The organism is Burkholderia sp. AU18528 (genome assembly GCF_002223215.2).
GTDB classification, from domain to species: Bacteria; Pseudomonadota; Gammaproteobacteria; order Burkholderiales; family Burkholderiaceae; genus Burkholderia; species Burkholderia semiarida.
Map to the genome: position 1 here is coordinate 465,213 of NZ_NKFC02000006.1, position 18,070 is coordinate 483,282.

At 62.0% G+C, this 18,070-nt stretch carries 14 protein-coding genes; 8 read left to right on the forward strand and 6 right to left on the reverse strand.

Features of this window, described 5'->3' with window-relative positions:
• Nucleotides 1–8 precede the first annotated feature (8 nt).
• The 6 genes from tssE to tssK all read right to left on the reverse strand — a co-directional run bounded on the left by tssE (nucleotide 9) and on the right by tssK (nucleotide 7,717).
• Entirely contained in the window at nucleotides 9–431 is a 423-nt protein-coding gene (gene tssE / locus CFB52_RS18890; RefSeq protein ID WP_059575349.1) for a type VI secretion system baseplate subunit TssE, read from the reverse strand.
• Complete coding sequence (gene tssH / locus CFB52_RS18895) at nucleotides 428–3,151, reverse strand: type VI secretion system ATPase TssH (protein ID WP_099317179.1); 2,724 nt, start codon at nucleotides 3,149–3,151, stop codon at nucleotides 428–430. The genes tssE and tssH overlap by 4 nt, the downstream gene beginning before the upstream one ends.
• A gap of 107 nt (nucleotides 3,152–3,258) precedes the next feature.
• Nucleotides 3,259–3,744, reverse strand: a complete 486-nt coding sequence (locus tag CFB52_RS18900; protein WP_059575329.1) for an Hcp family type VI secretion system effector — start codon at nucleotides 3,742–3,744, stop codon at nucleotides 3,259–3,261.
• 96 nt (nucleotides 3,745–3,840) lie between these two features.
• Nucleotides 3,841–5,616 (reverse strand): OmpA family protein, encoded by a 1,776-nt coding sequence (locus CFB52_RS18905; RefSeq protein WP_257220514.1) that lies wholly within the window; start codon nucleotides 5,614–5,616, stop codon nucleotides 3,841–3,843.
• Nucleotides 5,613–6,368, reverse strand: a complete 756-nt coding sequence (locus CFB52_RS18910; protein ID WP_180278266.1) for a DotU family type IV/VI secretion system protein — start codon at nucleotides 6,366–6,368, stop codon at nucleotides 5,613–5,615. Before CFB52_RS18910 ends, CFB52_RS18905 begins: the two co-directional genes overlap by 4 nt.
• On the reverse strand, nucleotides 6,368–7,717 hold the full coding sequence (gene tssK / locus CFB52_RS18915; protein WP_089465443.1) for a type VI secretion system baseplate subunit TssK: 1,350 nt from the start codon (nucleotides 7,715–7,717) through the stop codon (nucleotides 6,368–6,370). The genes CFB52_RS18910 and tssK overlap by 1 nt, the downstream gene beginning before the upstream one ends.
• Before the next feature lie 562 nt (nucleotides 7,718–8,279).
• Between tssK and tssB the strand changes: the two genes are divergently transcribed.
• The 8 genes from tssB to CFB52_RS18955 all read left to right on the forward strand — a co-directional run bounded on the left by tssB (nucleotide 8,280) and on the right by CFB52_RS18955 (nucleotide 18,068).
• Entirely contained in the window at nucleotides 8,280–8,792 is a 513-nt protein-coding gene (tssB, locus tag CFB52_RS18920; protein ID WP_059575337.1) for a type VI secretion system contractile sheath small subunit, read from the forward strand.
• Nucleotides 8,793–8,865: 73 nt separating this feature from the next.
• Nucleotides 8,866–10,416, forward strand: coding sequence for a type VI secretion system contractile sheath large subunit (tssC, locus tag CFB52_RS18925; protein WP_099317182.1), 1,551 nt, complete (start codon nucleotides 8,866–8,868; stop codon nucleotides 10,414–10,416).
• A 79-nt stretch (nucleotides 10,417–10,495) separates the two neighbouring features.
• Nucleotides 10,496–12,847, forward strand: coding sequence for a type VI secretion system Vgr family protein (locus tag CFB52_RS18930; RefSeq protein WP_099317183.1), 2,352 nt, complete (start codon nucleotides 10,496–10,498; stop codon nucleotides 12,845–12,847).
• Nucleotides 12,847–13,839, forward strand: a complete 993-nt coding sequence (locus CFB52_RS18935; protein WP_099317184.1) for a DUF4123 domain-containing protein — start codon at nucleotides 12,847–12,849, stop codon at nucleotides 13,837–13,839. The genes CFB52_RS18930 and CFB52_RS18935 overlap by 1 nt, the downstream gene beginning before the upstream one ends.
• The gene (locus tag CFB52_RS18940; protein WP_099317873.1) at nucleotides 13,832–14,602 is read left to right on the forward strand and encodes a DUF3304 domain-containing protein; all 771 of its coding nucleotides are present in this window, start codon (nucleotides 13,832–13,834) and stop codon (nucleotides 14,600–14,602) included. Before CFB52_RS18935 ends, CFB52_RS18940 begins: the two co-directional genes overlap by 8 nt.
• A 121-nt stretch (nucleotides 14,603–14,723) precedes the next feature.
• Nucleotides 14,724–15,515 (forward strand): DUF3304 domain-containing protein, encoded by a 792-nt coding sequence (locus tag CFB52_RS18945; protein ID WP_099317185.1) that lies wholly within the window; start codon nucleotides 14,724–14,726, stop codon nucleotides 15,513–15,515.
• Nucleotides 15,508–17,748, forward strand: coding sequence for a DUF2235 domain-containing protein (locus CFB52_RS18950; RefSeq protein WP_099317186.1), 2,241 nt, complete (start codon nucleotides 15,508–15,510; stop codon nucleotides 17,746–17,748). The genes CFB52_RS18945 and CFB52_RS18950 overlap by 8 nt, the downstream gene beginning before the upstream one ends.
• A 62-nt stretch (nucleotides 17,749–17,810) precedes the next feature.
• A complete protein-coding gene (locus tag CFB52_RS18955; protein WP_099317187.1) occupies nucleotides 17,811–18,068 on the forward strand; it encodes a PAAR domain-containing protein in 258 nt (85 codons plus the stop codon).
• Nucleotides 18,069–18,070: the final 2 nt, after the last annotated feature.

Genomic DNA, 18,070 nt, shown 5'->3' on the forward strand with positions numbered 1-18,070 from the left:
GTGCGCGATCACGATGGGTCGATGCGCCGGACGACGTGCAGGCGGCCCGGCGGCTCGAAGTAGGTGCCGAAGCGTACGAGCCCGGCGTTCTTCAGATGGCAGGTCATCTCGAAGCTGACGAGAATGCCGGGATCGCGGTTGTCGACGATCGCGACGTCGATCGCGCGAATGCGCGGTTCGTATTTCAACAGCGTCGCTTCCATCTGCTGCTTGAGTAGATGCGCGGACGCGGGCAATGCCTTGTAGATGTTCGTCAGGTCGGGCAGCCCGTAGTCGGGTAGATGCTTGAGCGCGCCGGCTCGCGTATTGAGAATACGGCGGACGTTCTGCTGGACGCTCAGGCATTCAAGCGTGCGATCGTCGTAGGCGCCGATCGGTTCGCCGCCGATCTGGCCGAGCAGCATGTCGTACAGCGACGGGCCGGCTGTCATTGTCGGCTCCATCGTTCGGTGCCGTCGTCGGCCGTCGGCGCATCGACGAAATCGATCGTCAACGTGCCTTCGGCAGTCGCGGACAACGAGATCTGCCGTGGCGCGATGCCCGATGCCATCCGCGCAAGCAATTCGCGGGACACGACGGGCAGCACGCGCTGGTTCAGGAACGCATCGACGCTGCGTGCGCCCGATTCCCGCGATACGCAGTGCCGCGCGATCGAGTCGATCAGATCGTCCGCACACGTCAGTGTCACGCCGTGTTGCCGGTGCAGGCGTGCTGCGATCATGTTCAGTTTGATGCGCACGATCGACGCGAGCGCCGCGGCATCGAGCGGCCGATAGACGAGCGTCTGGAACCGCGCGAGCAGTGCCGGCTGAAAATGCGCGACCAGTTGCGCGTGAATGACTTCCCGCAATGCCGCCTGCGTGATCGATGCGTCCTCAGCCGTCGCATCGTCGATTTGCGCACTGCCGAGATTGGACGTCATCACGATCACGCAGTGGCGGAAATCGATCTCGCGCCCTTCGCCGTCGCGCATCGTGCCCCGGTCGAATACCTGATAGAAGATGTCGAGCACATCGCGATGCGCCTTTTCGACCTCGTCCAGCAGCACCACGCTGTACGGCCGCTGACGCACGGCTTCGGTCAGCACGCCGCCGCGCCCGTAGCCGACGTAGCCGGGCGGCGAGCCCTTGAGTTGCGACACGGTATGCGCTTCCTGGTACTCCGACAGGTTGATGGTCGTCAGCGCGGCGTCGCCGCCGAACAACAGGTCGGCCAGCGCTCGCGCGGTTTCGGTCTTGCCGACGCCGGACGGCCCGGCCAGCAGGAACACGCCGAGCGGTGCGTGTTCGCTCTTCAGGCCGGCCTTGGCGGTGCGCAGACTCTCGGCCAATGCCGCGATCGCATCGTCTTGTGCGACCACGCGCGTCGCCAGCGTCGCTTCGAGGGCGAGCAGGTTGCGCAGTTCGTCCTCGACGAGGATGCCGACCGGTACGCCGGTCCATTCGGCGACGACGCGCGCGATGGACGGCGCGTCGACGTCGGCGGCAATCATCGGCGACTTGCGTTGAACGGCCGACAACGCATCGAGCGCATCCGACACGGCTGCCGGATCGACCGCTTGATTCGTTGCGTCGCGAAGGGCATGCACGATGCCGACGAGTTCGCGTTCCCGCGTGTACTGATCCAGCAGCCTGTCGGCGGCGCCGCGCGCGGTGTCGTGTTCCGTGTCGATCGACGCACGCCGTTCGGCGACAGCGGCGATCCCGGCGTGGCGGTCCGCGTCCAGCGCGGCGCGCTCCAGTTCGAGCGCCGCCAGCGTCGCACGCGCCTGCTGCAGTTCCGCGGGCGGCACGTCGAGCGACATGCGCACGCGTGCGGCGGCCGTGTCGATCAGGTCGACGGCCTTGTCCGGCAACTGTCGCGCGGGAATATAGCGGCGCGACAACCGCACGGCCGCGACGATCGCTTCGTCGCGGATATGCACGCCGTGATGCTTCGCGTAGCGGCTCGCGAGCCCGCGCAGCATCAGGCAGGCGGTGTCGTCGTCCGGTTCGTCGACCTTGATGACCTGGAAGCGCCGTTCGAGTGCGGCGTCGCGCTCGAAATACTGCTTGTACTCGGCCCACGTGGTGGCCGCGATCGTGCGCAATTCCCCGCGCGCGAGTGCCGGCTTGAGCAGGTTGGCCGCATCGGCGCCGCCCGCCGCGTTGCCCGCGCCGATCAACGTATGGGCTTCGTCGATGAACAGCAGGATCGGTGTTTCGGACGCGCGCACTTCGTCGATCACGTTCTTCAGCCGTTGCTCGAATTCGCCCTTGACGCCCGCGCCGGCCTGCAACAAGCCGAGATCGAGTGTCAGGATGCGCGTGTCGCGGATCGTTTCCGGCACGCTGCCTTCCACCACACGCAGCGCGAGCCCTTCGACGAGCGCGGTCTTGCCGACGCCTGGTTCGCCGACCAGGATCGGATTGTTCTTGCGGCGGCGCGCGAGTACGTCGATCATTTGCCGGATCTCGCGGTCGCGGCCGAATACCGGGTCGATCTCGCCTTCGCGCGCCTTTTCGGTCAGGTCGAGCGCGAAACGGGCGAGCGCATCGCCGTCGATCGCGCGCGCCGGCACGTGCGGCGCATGCGGGGCCGCGTTGCCGGTGGTGGTCGATGCCGCCGTCCCGGCGCCGCGCTGACTGCCGGCCGGGTTGGTCTCCCACGTCGATACCGTTTCGTCGCATGCGTTTTCACACGAGCGCCGCCCGAGCCGGGGCAGCACACGCCTGATCTGCGTACTCGAAACCGACAGCAGCGGCCATGCCCGCTGGGTGCGGAGCACATGCGGTGCGTCGACGATCGCCTGTAGCAGATGCCCGGAGCGAATGGCGCCGTTGCGGTCGTCGGATACCGCCTGCGCCCATGCGTCCTCGATCACCGTGGCGAGCTGCCGTGACAACGCCGGCACGCCGCGCAGCGTACGCGGCATGCGGTCGATCACGTCGATCATCGCATCCCAGACGGCATCGATGTCGAGATCGTAGTGACGCAGGATCGCCGGAATATCGCCGTCGTCCGCCTCGATCAGCTTCAGCACCCAGTGCTCGACCGCGATTTCGTCGGCGAGCCGGGTCTGACAAAGGCTTGCAGCGGCTTCGAGCGCCCGCGTGCAATGAGGATTGAGACGGCGAATGAGATGGGAAGCGTCCCGGAGCGGCGGCGTCATGTCGGTAGCGGATCAGGAGAGGGAGAGGGCGCGCATCCGTCGATGCGCATGCGAACCGGCGGAATCCGGTGCGCGCACGCACCGGATTCCGCCGGCCGGTCAACACGTCAGGAACGTTCGTTCCACGTGTCCTTGTGGATGATGTTGCCGTCCTTGTACGACCACGTGATCGTCTCGTAGCGCAGTTCCACGTCTTCGAGATGGTTGTGCTTCTCGTAGTCGGGGTTCTTGATGTCGAGCATCTTCGGCTTCACCGCGACGATCTTCACGTTGTCGAGCTTCGTGTTGAAGTATTCCTTCTCCTTGCCCGCGTCGTCGATCCGATACCATTTGATCTCGACCGACTTCAGCGTCTGGCCGCTCGTCACGGCCTTGTACAGGTACGGCGTCGACGCGTCCGTTTCCTTCGTCAGCATGATCGGCTTGTGCACGCGCGTGCCGGTGAGCTTGCCCGTATTGCCGTCGGTCGGGATGTGCACGCCGTGGTCGAACGCGACCAGTTCGACGCTGCCCTCGCGATCCTGGACGGTTACCGAGCCCTTGATGTCCGCGCCACCGTCGTCCTTGAGCCACATGTAGGCCGGAATTGCCATTTGTTCACTCCTTCTTTTCGTACTGCGAATCGCCGGAACGGCGTTCCGGCGCTGACAAGCCCGAGGCGTCGCCCCGGGACCCAAAAATGTTGCGTATTACCGCGCGGCGCTCGTCGGGACGGCCGGCGGCGTATCGGGAACGAGCGTGATTTCGACCCGACGATTCCTCGCTCGCCCCTGCGGTGTCGCGTTGTCCGCGACCGGCCGTGTATCGCCGTAGCCCTGGATCGCGAACTGCGTCGGCGGGATGCCCGATGCATCGACGAGCCAGTCACGCACGGCCGACGCACGATCGATCGACAGCTTGAGGTTCCGATCGGGCCGACCCCGATCGTCCGTGTAACCGGCGACGAGCACGCGCTTGCCCGGATGAGCCTTGATGAGGTCGAGCGCATCGACCATCGCGCGCGTGGTGCCGGCCTTGAGCCGCGCGTTGCCGCTGTCGAACAGCGACATGCTGTCCAGCGTGACGACGGCGGGCGGCGGCGGGGGCGGTTCGTAAGAGGCGATCGCGTCGTCGAGAAGCGGCAGTAGCTGCGCACCGCGATAGGTGCCGAACGACAGCCGCAGCGGAACGCCGACGCGGGCGTATCGGTCGAGTTGATCGCGGTCCGCTGCAAGAGACAGCAGCGCGTCGCGCTTCGCGGCGTCCTGCGTGACGGGGATGTGGTTGTAGCGCTCCAGATGCGCGCCGACGCGGGCCATCAGCGCTTCATTGTTCCGGGCGGCTGCGCAAATGGCGACGACCGCCGCGCACGCGACGATCGCAATCGCATGCGCGACTGCGGCGACGCGCGGCGATCGCCACGCGCGGCGCGGCATCGTATCGATCAGCGGTTGCGGAAAGGGCCACGGGAGCGGCGACGCCGGCAATGCGGCCGGCGTGATACCCGTCAGCGCGCGCACTTCGCGTTCCCATGGTTTGCCTGGGCCGGACGCCGGGCCGTGATCGATCCAGCCGGCGCCGAGCAGCGGCCACGGCGACGCGGGCTGACGTCGGTCCGTCAGCGTGTCGAACACGAGACGGCGGGTCCATCCGACGATCGATGCGATTCCGGCGGCGCGGGCCGAGACGGCCGGATTTGCGTCGGCATGGAGTGCGTCCGACTCGGCCGCCGCGATTGCGGTGTCGAAGCCGTGCAGATTCGCGATGGCCGAGCCGGTCGACATGCCGTACCACTGCGCCGCCGATGCGCCGGCGGCAGCCTTCGTCGCCACGCTCGCATCCGACAGTCGCTGATAGACGGCGACGTAGCCCGGCAGCGACGTGCCCAGCATGCGACACGCATCGGCGACGGCCTGCCGGATCACGCGCAGGTTCTGCGACAACGTATCGTCGCTCGCATGGAGGCCGGGCGCGACCGAGAGCACGACGCAATCGGGTGCATGGCCGTCTCGCCACTGACGGACGGCGACGGCAAGCCGGGCGAGATCCTGCGGGCGATCGGCGCGCAGCCAGATTGCGCCGTCGCCCACGTGAACGAAACGTGCGCGCGCCGTATCGCGATCGAACAAGGCGGACAGGCCGTCGCCGGTGACGAGCGCGAGCGGCATTTTCGTGCGCAGTGCGACGGGCAGGTCGGCGGTCGCCGCGCCGAGTTGCGCAAGCACGTGCACGTTCCGTTCGCGGGCACGTGTCAGCCGGCGCGAATGCAGCCAGACGACGAGCGCGGAGAACGCAACGACGCTCGCCGTCAATCCCCACATGACGCCGCGATCGACGGCCAAAACCCATCCGATGATAGCCAGCGCGAGCGTCGCGGATAGCGTGACGATCGTGCGCAGCGGATAGCCGAGACCCGACAGCGCCGCGTTTGCGGCATCGGATTCGACGTGGGTCGCCGCCCGTGGGAGAGGGGTATCCGACGTCACGGCCGCTTCACTTTCTGGACGAGTTGCGCCAGTTCCGCGTCGAGAATGCGATCCCACGCGAACCATGCGAGTATCGCGATCACGCAGGCCGTTCCGGCGATCGCCCATGGCGACAGATGCCTGAGCCGGTCGATCAGTCGCGTGTTCGAACGATCGGTGACGAACCCCGGCCGCACAGCCGGCCGCAATTGATCGATTTGCGCGACCAGCGCGGCCAGCAATGCCAGGCGCGTTGCCTCGCCCTCGTGGGCGTCCGCCGACGAGCCCGCGCGAGCGGCGTAGCGGCCGCGGAATCCCAGACCGAAAATGGCCGCATAGCATTCGAGCAGATCGACGTTCGGCGCGGGTTCGCGCATCCGGTACTCGAGCCGCTCGTAAATGCGCGTGCCTGCGTCGTGCGTGCCGAACCGGTCGACCTGCAGCGGCCTGGACTCCCAGTTCGCCTTGTCGGCGGCGGGCAGATGCCGCAGCGCGGTTTCATCGATCAGCGCGCATTGCGCGACGAGCAGATCGTCCCGTATGTCGGCGGCGACCCCCTGTGCATCGAGTGCCGTCGCCAACTGCGCGACGAGCCGGGCGCACTGCTGACGCAGCCCTTCCGGGTTGTCGACCTCGCCGCCGCTCGACAGCTGCGCGACGAGCAGTGCCGTATCGCGCAGCAGCGCACGCATCGAAGGCCCGGCCGCGTGGCTGGACGATGGCTCCCGCGCCAGCAACGCGGAATCGTGACGTGTGGAGACGATGGCGTTCATCAGCGCAGCACCGCGTAGAGTTCGATCGATGCGTCGGGAACCGACGCCGGCAGATAGATCTGGCAAGCGCGCGCGGCCAGCATTCGCGCATGGGCGGCGTCGTGCGCATCCAGCGCGAAATAATGGTTGTCCAGCCGCACCGGAATGGCGCCCGGCACGCGCTGCACGGCCTTGAGCGGAATCCCCGCCACCGCGGAATTGACGATGTGCTCGACGTCGTCCGGCGCACCGATCTTGCACAGGCGCGGGAACTGTTCGACGAGCTCGAACGCCGGTAGCGCCGCATTGACGGACAGGTACCAGTCCGCCGCGCCCTCGACGATCCGCTCGTCAAGGAACCGGCCGGCCCAGGTGGTCGGCGTTGTGTGCGATAGCCCGATCGACACGACCCGCGACGGGATGATCGCGTCGAGCAGATCGCGGATCAACGCCTCGAGCGTCGCGAACACCTCGTGTGCGCCGGCATGATCGTAAGGCGGGATGTCGGTCAGCGACACGTGTGTCGAGAAAGTGCTCAACGAGCCTGCCAATTGCGCGAGCACTTGGTACAGGCGATCCGTGGGCTGCGCGGGATGCGACGCGAGGAAGCGCAGTTGCGGCCACGCCTGATGAATGCAGTGCAGGAGCCAGAAGAGCTGGACGTCGGCGACGCCGTATTCGGCAACCTGTTCGATCCGTTCGCTGCGGCGCGCGCCGAGGAGCGCGCTCTTGGCGGCGAGGATATCCGCGAGCCGCCGGATGCGTTCGATATGCAGCGGATGACCCGATAGCGACAGACAGGGCGGTACATATTCGCGATCGATCTGGAACTGGCCGCTCGTCGTGCGCGTCAGGCGAGCGATTGCGCATGCGGTGTCGTCTGCGTGCGATTCGTGGCCGAACAGCAAGCGGACGGCGTGGCGCTCGGCTGCGATTTCGGCTTCGCCCGCGCCGTTCAGGTCCACCACCTTCACGAACTCCCGATACGCGCGACGCGGACGGGCCAACGCCGTCTCGTCGAAACGGCAGTTGCCGCCGTTCGCATCGGGCAGCGCGAGTGCGGCGAGCACGTCGACGGTCTGGGTATCGGCGGGAATTTCGCGGCCGAGGTCACGCGCGGGCGGCAGTGCGTCGGCGATGGTCGTGTCGATCGGCGTGCCGTCCGGAAAGCGTAGCCGAAGCCGCGTGAGCTTCAGACGGCCGGACGCCAGTGCTTCTTCGTCGACATCGACGTTCAGCGTTCCCCACGGCGACGCGGCGACCGCCGACGCCAGTTGTTGCAGCGCGAACCCGTTCCAGCGGTCCTGCTGCTGGAAATGCTGCTGCGTGAGAATCAGCCCTTCATGCCAGAGCGGCTTTTCGATCCGCATGGTGTAGTCAATATCGATCAGAAGTTATGAGGCGCCGATTCTAACCATCATTTGCCGATTTCGTCACTCCGTCATCGGGTAATTTGTTGACGAATGTGTCATTTATATCGAGATAAGAGCGGGGTTGATTTTGAGATTGTGGTGTGAATTGTTTTTGTGATCTACGGGAATTTGTGTGCGCTGATTTATCGAGATTTCTGCGAGTGTCGTTTGCTGAATTTCGTTATAAATATCAATGAGTTGTGGTGAGAATTCAGTTATTTGAGATTGATTTTGGTGTAGTTCATGTCTGCCTCGGGCGAGGGGGTGATATAGGACGAGTATTAATTGATCCGTTTCTCGTTAGGTCGGATGTGATTTTTGATTTCTGTCTGTTTACTTTTCATGAAATTGCATGATATTTTCTGCCGTCTGAATCGGCACGTCATGCCGCGAATATCCGATTCGGTCGTGCGTCAATACGGGTTGCGATTTTCTACAAAAGTGACGTGAACGACGGTGCACTCGTGGTCCGGGGTGCATATCGCGGAATCTTCAAGCTTTCTGAGATAAGGAGAACGAATTGGATAGCTTTCAGCGAGAGATCCCGAAGAGCCGGGTGTCGATCACTCTCGACTTGCATACGGGCGGCGCGCAGAAGAAGGTCGAGCTGCCCCTGAAGCTGTTGGTGGCGGGCGACTTCAGCGCCGGCCGCGAGCAGGCGCCGCTTGCCGAGCGCAAGAAGGTGAACATCGACAAGAACAATTTCGATGCCGTGCTGGCCGACTACGCGCCGGATCTCAAGATCGCCGCGAACAACACGCTGGCCGGCGACGGTTCCGAGTTGCCCGTCAACCTGTCGTTCCGGTCGATCAAGGATTTCGAACCCGAGCAGGTGGCGCGCCAGATTCCCGAGCTTCAGGCGCTCCTCGCGATGCGCAACCTGCTGCGCGACCTGAAATCGAATTTGCTCGACAACGGGACGTTCCGTCGCGAGTTCGAGAAGGTGCTGAAGGACGACCGCCTGTCCGCGAAGCTGCGCGGCGAGCTCGCGCAGATCGCGACCGCCGCGACGCAGCCTGAAGGGCATGCGTGAGCGACGCCGGGCAAAACGCGCGTTCAGCGCATTCCGCAACTTCGTAGCCATTCGACCGCAGACAGGATCCGAGATGAAACCCACTGAAACGCAGCAGGCCGGCGCGACCGAGACCGTCGTGCTGGACGCCCCGCATGGGGATATCGACAGCGTCTACGCGTCGCTGTGCAGCAAGATCAACCTGAAGCCCATTAGCGAGGCGCGCCCGCTCGAGGCGTTCCGCGACAACGACATGCTGTCCGAGGCGTCGGCCGACGAGCGCATCGCGCGCGGGATGAGCGCGTTCCTCGAACTCGTCGCGAACGCGCGCCAGCCGGTGGACCGGCTCGACAAATCGCTGCTCGACTTCCACATTGGCCAGATCGACCGGCAAATCAGCCGCCAGCTCGACGCCGTGATGCACACGCCGGAATTCCAGGCGCTCGAAGCACGCTGGCGGGGCCTGAAGATGCTCGTGAGCCGTACCGATTTCCGCAAGAACGCGCGCATCGAGGTGCTCGACGTATCGAAGGACGCGCTGCAGCGCGACTTCGAGGACACGCCGGAACTGATCCAGAGCGGCCTGTATCGCCTCACCTACATCGAGGAATACGACACGCCGGGCGGCCAGCCGATCAGCGCGATGATCAGCGACTTCGAGTTCGCGAATTCACCGATGGACGTTGCGCTGCTGCGCAATATTTCGAAGGTCGCGGCTGCCGCGCACATGCCGTTCATCGGCTCGGTCGGGCCGGCGTTCTTCGGCAAGCGGTCGATGGAGGAAGTGGCGGCGATCCAGGACATCGGCAACTACTTCGATCGCGCCGAATACATCAAGTGGAAGAGCTTCCGTGATACCGACGATGCGCGTTACGTCGGCCTGACGATGCCGCGCGTGCTCGGCCGTTTGCCGTACGGCAAGGACACGGCGCCGGTGCGGGCGTTCAACTATGAGGAGGCCGTCAAGGGCCCCGATCACGACAAGTACCTGTGGATGAACGCGTCGTTCGCGTTCGCGGCGAACATGGTGCGCAGCTTCGTGAGCAATGGATGGTGCGTGCAGATTCGCGGGCCGCAGGCGGGCGGCAAGGTCGAGGATCTGCCGGTTCACCTGTACGACCTCGGCACCGGCTACCAGCCGAAGATCCCGACCGAAGTGCTGATCCCGGAGACGCGCGAATTCGAATTCGCGAATCTCGGCTTCATCCCGCTGTCGTTCTACAAGAACCACGACTTCGCGTGCTTCTTCTCCGCGAACTCGGCGCAGAAGCCGGCGCTGTACGAAACCAAGGAAGCGACCGCGAACAGCCGCATCAACGCACGGCTGCCGTACATCTTCCTGTTGTCTCGCATCGCGCACTACCTGAAGCTGATCCAGCGCGAAAACATCGGCACGACCAAGGATCGCCGGCTGCTTGAACTCGAACTGAACAACTGGATCAAGGGGCTCGTCACCGAGATGAAGGATCCGGGCGACGAGTTGCAGGCGTCGCATCCGCTGCGCGAGGCGAAGGTCACGGTCGAGGATATCGAGGACAACCCGGGCTTCTTCCGGATCAAGCTGTTCATCGTCCCGCACTTCCAGGTCGAAGGCATGGACATCGGGCTGTCGCTCGTGTCGCAGATGCCGAAGGCCAAGAACTGATCCGACGTGTGATGGCGAACCGCCGGGGTGACGATGATTGCCCCGGCGGCACCGCCTGTTTGCGCAACCGAGAGAGTCGATGTCGATGATTTTGCCTACGCAGGCTTATGAATTGAAGCTGGCGCCGCATCCGGCGCCGTTCTCGATCCTGAAGTTCACGGGGCTGGACCGCGTGAGCCAGCTTTATCGGTACGAGATCGAATTCACAAGCCCCGTGGCCGGGATTCCGATGGACCAGGTGCTGGGCCGGCCGGCGAAGTTCGTTGCGGATCCGATCGACCCGGACATGGATTACTTGCGAAAGATGTTCGGGGAGAACGCGGCTCGGTTCAGTACGAAGCCGGCGGCGTATACGGTTCATGGTGTGATCACGCAATTCGACGAGCTTGAGACTTCGGCGGACGAAACGCGTTACCGCGTCGTGCTGGAACCGACGCTCGCGGATCTCGATCGCGGCGTGACCAGCCGCTTGTTTCAGAAGCAGTCGGTCGAGGAGATCGTGACCGACACGCTTCGGCACTACGGTTATCGCGCGGGGGTGGATTTTCAGTTCCAGTTGCGCGGGCAGTACAAGCGCCGTGAATACGTGACGCAGTATCACGAGACTACGTTCGCGTTCATCCGGCGCATGTGTGCGGAAGAGGGGATCTGGTTTCGCTGGGAGCAGAAGAAGGATCGCGCGGTGGTGGTGTTCGGCGACGATCTCGATGCGTATGCGCGCAAGCAGCGCACGGTGCCGTATCGGCGTGATTCGGGGCTGGAGAGTGTCGGTGCGGATGCGATCAAGACGCTCGGGCGCGAGATGAAGCGCGTGCCGGAGGCCGTGCGGCTGCATGACTACAACCATCGACAGGCCGGGGTGTCGCTGCTGGTTGAGGAAAACACGGCACGCGACGACAAGACGACGAACGCCGTCGATTATCGCTGGGGCGAGCATTACGAGACGCCCGAAGAGGGCAAGCGGGTGGCGCGGTTGCGGCACGAGGCCTATCTGGCCGGGCAGATCACGTTCAAGGGAACGGGCAATCCGTTCTGGCTCGAAGCCGGCGAGGTCATGCGCGTCGAGCCGAAGCCGGCCGATGCGAAGCATGGCGTCTTCGTTACGTCGGTCGAGTCGCACGGCGGGCGTAACGAGTCGTACTGGGTGGCGTTCGAAGGGATTCCGTCGGATCGCGTGTGGCGCACGTCGATGGCCTCGATTTCGCGGCCGGTGGTCGACGGGATTCTGCCAGCGCGGATTACGTCGCCAGGCAACTACAAGTATGCGTACCTGACCGAGCAGGGCTGGTACGTGATCAAGCTGCCATTCGATCTCGACGAATGGAGCCCGGGTGGGACGAGCCGGCCGGTGCGGCTGGCGAAGCCGTATAGCGGTGGCGATTATGGGCATCACTTTCCGTTGATCGACGGGGCGGAAGTGGCGATCGTCCATACGGACGGCGATCCGAACCGGCCGGTGATCATCGGGGCGATGCATGACAGCGCGCATCCGGATCTGGTCAACAATCTGAACCATACGCGGAATCTTATTCGGACGGCTGCGCGCAATGAGTTGCGGATGGAGGATAGGGAGGGCAATGAGCATGTCCACTTGACGACGCCGTTTCAGACCAGTGAGCTGAATCTGGGGAACATGGTTGACGATGCCCGTAACGAACGAGGTCAAGGGGCCGAGCTACGTACCGATGGGCATCTTGCTGCGCGCGGCCCGAAGGGCATGCTGCTGAGTACCGAGGCGCAGGTTGGAGCGTCGGGGCACCAACTCGACATGAAAGACGCGCAGGAGCAGCTGCGGCGGGCGATCGATCGCATGGAGTCCCTTTCCGAGGCGGTGCGAGCTGCAGAGGCGACCGTCGCCGAGCTGCAGCAACAGAAGTCGTTCTATGCGGAAGCACTGGATGGCTTGAAACGCTCCGCAATTCTCGCGAGTGCGCCCTCGGGTATCGGGCTCACGTCCGGGGCGCATTTGCAGGTCAATGCAGACCGGAATCTGATCGCGACTGCCGGCGGGAATTTCGACGTCGGAATCATGCGGAACTTCACCGTTGCGGCGGGAAAACAGGTGTCGCTCTTCGCGCAGGCACAGGGGGTGCGGGTCACCGCGGCCAAACAGGATGTTGTCATCCAGGCCCGCACGGGTGCGATGGCGCTATCGGCATCGAAGGACTTGAACTTCACGAGTAGCGATGGCGCGATTCTCGCGGCCTCGCGTGGTGCGCTGACACTGACAAGCGGTGGCGCGTATCTCAAGATCGATGGCGGCAACATCGAACTCGGATGCCCGGGCGATATCACGCTCAAGTGCGGAAATTTCCACTGGACCGGTCCCGCTTCTCTTTCGGCTCCCCTGCCGAGTATGCCCATTGGGCCATGCAGGGAGTGTTTGCTGGATGCGCACCGTGGTGTCGAAGCGATGACGGAGGTTGCCTGATGGCCGGAACCGAGCTTGCGATGTCGACCGGTGATTCGGACGCGGCATGGGAGGCGTGGCGTAATCGATTGTTGGCGCAATTCGAAGCGTTCGATGCCGAGGACGTTTCGGCGCGCCTGTACATACTCGCCGATGCGCGTGCCAATCCGGATCTCGACAAACTGCTGGTTCGGGTTCCCGGGCTTGAATGGCAGTCGCTGTGGGGCGGCACCGTTCTCGAGTCCTATACGGACATCGCCCCCTATCTGATTGCGATCGATCGCTTCGCGTTGGATGATGCGCGCGATCTACGGAGCCGGCTCGTGCGGCGGCTCTGGAAAGAGTCGAGCGGACTGCACATGCTGACGTGGATATGGTCTCCGTTTCCGACTCGGTTTCTGGTTGAGCATTTTCGATCGTTCTGTCGTTATTCGACGCCGGACAAGCGCGCGTACTTCCTTCATTTTTACGATAACCGGATTCTTGCGCGGTTGAGTGTGGTCTGGACTGGAGAACAGGCGAAGACGTTTCTCTCGCCGTGCGCCGAGATCTGGTATCGCGATCGCGAATTGAGCGAGATCGTATGGTGTAACGACGCGAGTGTGGCAGAGGCGATCGTCGATGGAGAGCAGATGATGACAGTTGAGCAACATATGGCGTTGCTGCGGCTTGGTCGTGCCGACAAACTCGCGATGCAGCTGCGCACGATGTATGGATCGATGCTCGACGATTTTACGGATCTGACGCTTTACCAACGTGTTTCCGAACAGTTGGAGCGTGCTGATCGATACCGTATAGCTGACGATGACGATCTCTTGAACTACGTTTCAAAGGGCGTCGTCATTTCGCCGCGGTTCGATGAACATCCGGCGATTCGCGAGAGGCTGGCCCGCGCGATGAGCGGCGAGCAGAAATTTGGGGATGCGTTGAGTCGTATCGACGGTGATGTGTTGCGGGAGGCGTCCCGCATGACCACGGATTTCGCGGATGCGGGAGGGGCCTCGCATGATTAGGTGGCTCTTCGCTTTATTGGCGGTAGCACTAGCGCTAGCGCAAGCCGGCTGCGACGCGTTTTCATCCGAGCCGACCTACCGCAGCGTCAGCATCATGGGGCTCAACTATACGGCGTTCAATCTGAGCGATTTCACGATTCGTGACAAATACGGCAACAGAGCGAGTGGAGGAGGCGATTTGCCACCGGGCGCTGGCGCGGGAAGGTTGAGTTGCTGCTATAAGCTGAAGGGAACGGAATTCACTGTCGACTGGGAGATATACGACCAGGACGAGTTCATGAAAAATCCGTATGCGCCGATCAAGAAGATTCACAAGAAAACCGAGGTCAAATTTCCACCGGCAAAAGTCAAGGGCGGCGCAGGGGAGGACGTGCTTGCCGTGCACTTTTATCCAGACGATCACATCGAGTTTGAGATTCGTAACGACATGAGTGGATCGAGAATCTCCTATGCCAAGGTGGATCATTGGTTGCAAACGAAGTACGGGAAGGTGGCCAACCCGGACGATGCAGATATGGCCGTCGCGTTCAGACGTACAGCTCGGATTGCGTCGCAGGGTTGGTTGAAGTATCGCCTGACCGACACGAAGGACCTCGAGCAGTACGTGTACTACACGCAACTCGTCAACCCGAAGTTCGATGAGCATCCTGTCGTGCAACGGATCTTGACGGACACCAAAGGAAAGCCTGGAGCCTTCGGCACTGCGATGCAGAGCTTGCCGGATGTTGTTGTACAGGAGATCAAGCAAGGGCGCATTGATTAGGCATTGTTTCGTGGCCGGTATGGGTTATCTGAGTTGGCGCTATTCGGACCGAGACGGGATCCGTTTGCGAGACGAGGCCTGCGCGTCGGGTCCTGGTTTTTGAATTTGAGGTGTTTCAGCAATGATCAAGCGGTTTGTCATTTTGTTTGCTGCAGTGCTGACGTTAGCCGGATGTGACGCATTTTCATCCGAGCCGACCTACCGCGGCATCAGCATCATGGGGCTCAACTACACGCCATTCAATCTGAGCGATTTCACGATCCGTGACAAATACGGCAACCGAGCGAGCGGAGGAGGTGACTTGCCGCCGGGTTCGGGCGCGGGAAGATTGAGCTGTTGCTACAAGCTAAAGGGAACAGAATTCGCGGTCGACTGGGAAGTCTATGACGCAGATGAAGCCATCAAGGATCTATATGCGCCGATCAAGAAGATTCACAAGAAAACCGAGGTCAAATTCCCACCGGCAAAAGTCAAGGGCGGCGCAGGGGAGGACGTGCTTGCCGTGCACTTCTATCCAGACGATCACATCGAGTTTGAGATTCGTAACGACATGAGCGGGACGAGGATCGATTACACGGAAGTGGATTACTGGTTTCAAACCAAGTACGGAAAGGCGGCCAACCCGGACGACGCAGATATAGCCATCGCGTTTAGACGTACAGCCCGGATTGCTTCACAAGGCTGGTTGAAGTATCGCCTGACTGACACGAAGGATCTTGAGCAGTACGTGTACTACACGCAACTTGTCAATTCTAATTTTGACAAGCATCCGGTTGTGCAGCGAATCTTGAAGGAGGCAGAAGGCAAGCCCGGCGCATTCGGTGCGGCGATGCAGAGTTTGCCAGACGTAGTTGTCCGCGAAATCAAGAATAACCGCTTTGATCGAGATACCGTGAGAGGACATCGTGACTGATAAAACTTTCCAGGATCCGGCTGACCGAACCCCGCCCGAAGTGCGTGCTGCAATTGGAGAAAATAAGCGGGCGTATCCGAATGACGATTGCATTCCGTGTGGTGCCGTTATACACATCGGATTTTTTTTTGATGGATTCGGCCGTCATCGAGACCACGATGACAAGAACACTTCCCGATACTCAAATATTTGTAGGCTGTGGGAGGCTCACAGTGATAACAAGGATCGACGTCGGCGGCAAGAGTCTAACCACTTTTGGTACCCGCTCTACTATTCCGGACTAGGAACGGAGTTGAATAAGGAGGCCCGAGATGGTCAAATCGTCTCCGCGGCGTTTAAGCTTGGAAAGCTGGGCGCCGAAGCGGCTGGTTCAGTCGCAGTTAACGCCGGCAAGAAAGTAACCGGCGTGAAGCGGCTTCCCATTGATCCGAAAGGCACGATCACCGAGGGGCTCAAGAAGGGGTTCAAGGAATTTTCGTACCGGCCGATCGTGAAGTCATTCAAAGATTTGGTCGACTCGGTCGAATCCGCGCCGCGCAATATCGGCCGAGTGTTGCAACTGCAGCACGACAACCGCTGGGTTCAACGTGGCCGCGCGGCTACGCGCTTGATTCTTTACGATGCGAAGAAGAATTTTCTGTCTATTGGATGGAGTGCCGCCAAGTCGGTGTTCTTTGGCGTGGTGATCGATTCGATTCCATGGTTTCGTGACAACCGCGCCATCGCCCGTGTATTTGGAACAGGCGTCGAGGACCGGCTGATGGCCGCGATGAAGCAGTTCGAAAAATCGATTGACGACGTCAAGCAGAAAACGCCGAAGATCCAGCGGATCCAGGTATCCATCTTCGGCGCCGATCGCGGCTGTGTTCTCGCACGGGCGCTGGCGAATGAACTGACTCGACGGTATAAGCACCCCAGCGATACGAAGCTTGCTTTTATCGATCCGAAAGACCCTAACCAAACGGCCATTCCGGTCGAGATCAAGTTTCTCGGGCTACTGGACGCCGTGTCTTCTGTGATGGAAGAAAACAAGCTATTGGGAATCGTGCCGGTGCTTGGCCTGCTCAAGCAAAACTACGGGGACCGCGAGCTATCGATACCGGCTTCGGTGCAGCGATGTGTGCATTTTGCCGCGGCTCATGAACTGCGGTTTTATCAACGGCTCGATAGCCTCGAGAAAACTCGTGGACTGCAGTACCTCTATCCGGGAACCAGCGAAGACATCACCGGCGGGGCGCCTCCAGGAACGCTCGGAGCACGCGCTGAATTGCAACGCGTCGTTTTGCGCGACATGCTCAATGAGGCGGTTTCGCATGGTGTCGTGCTGGATACGATGGAGGACTTGGCGAAATGGAAGCCAGAAGTGCTTCAGAGATTCACGCTCGCCAACCCCATCTCCGACGGCAAAGCCTCGTACAAAATCGGAGAACTGATTGACGCATACCGTCAGATAGTTCCCTACGTCGCGCGTCTGAACTTTGTCGAACACATGCAGGTATTCCTGCGCTGGATGGCAGTTCGCTACCAATCCCCGGCATTTCGCGCGACCGTGACGAGTCACTTCGACGACCTCGCCGCCCGGCACCGGGCGCTTCTGAAGGAGCGCAACGATGCCGAGGCTGCGTATCTCGCGCTGCGCAATCAACGGCCGCCTGCAGATCGGGAGACGCTTGACAGGGCCTATGCGCGCTGGCAGAACGCGGTCTTGCCGGAAATGCTTTCCGGTCGCGACGCCGGTATCGAGCAAAAGCGTCCCTCCGTGGGCGTATGGGACCGCATTCAAAGCGAATCCGAAGCGCTGATGCGACGCGAATCTCAACAGGCCCGGTTGCAGAAATCGGCGAATCGCATACGTGAATTGGCTCGAGAGGGGTCGTTGCCGTGGGACGCAAACCCGGAGTTCAGCGCATCGATGATCGAGGCCTGGAAGATGACGCCCGAAGAGGAGACGCTGATCCAGGCATGGAAGATGGGCCTGAGCGGCAAGAACCCGCTGCCGCCCAAGGTCATGGCGCTCTTCGACCTGCTGGTTCACGACACGATGCTGACGAGCTGGCACGACCACGTGCTGTCGTCGAATCTGTACTTCCAGACACGTGCGATCGACACATTCGGAACCAGCAACTACGTGAGCGAAGACAAGAAGCGCGAGCGCGACGAAAAACATGGTGAGCGCGTCAGGCAGGCCAGCGAAGCGATGAAGCCCGCAGCCCGGTTGCCGGGGCGCTTATAACTCGATATCAACCGCTCACTGTCGAACCGCAGTGACGATGTCGATTCATTTCGGAGATACATATGACGGGCATCATTCGCGTCGGAGACCGCCACACCGGCGGCGGTCACGTAACGTCCGGTTCGGATACGCGCTTTTTCATGGGGCGTCCGCTTGCCCGGCTCCACGATCCCGTGACCTGCCCGCGGCACGGCGACAACCGCATCGCGATGGCTACTTCGGGTGCATTCGATGAAGGTCGCGAAGTCGCCCAGCACGATGACTTGTGCGAGTGCGGTTGCCGTTTGATTTCTTCTCTTCCGAACAGTGGGCGCCGCTAGGT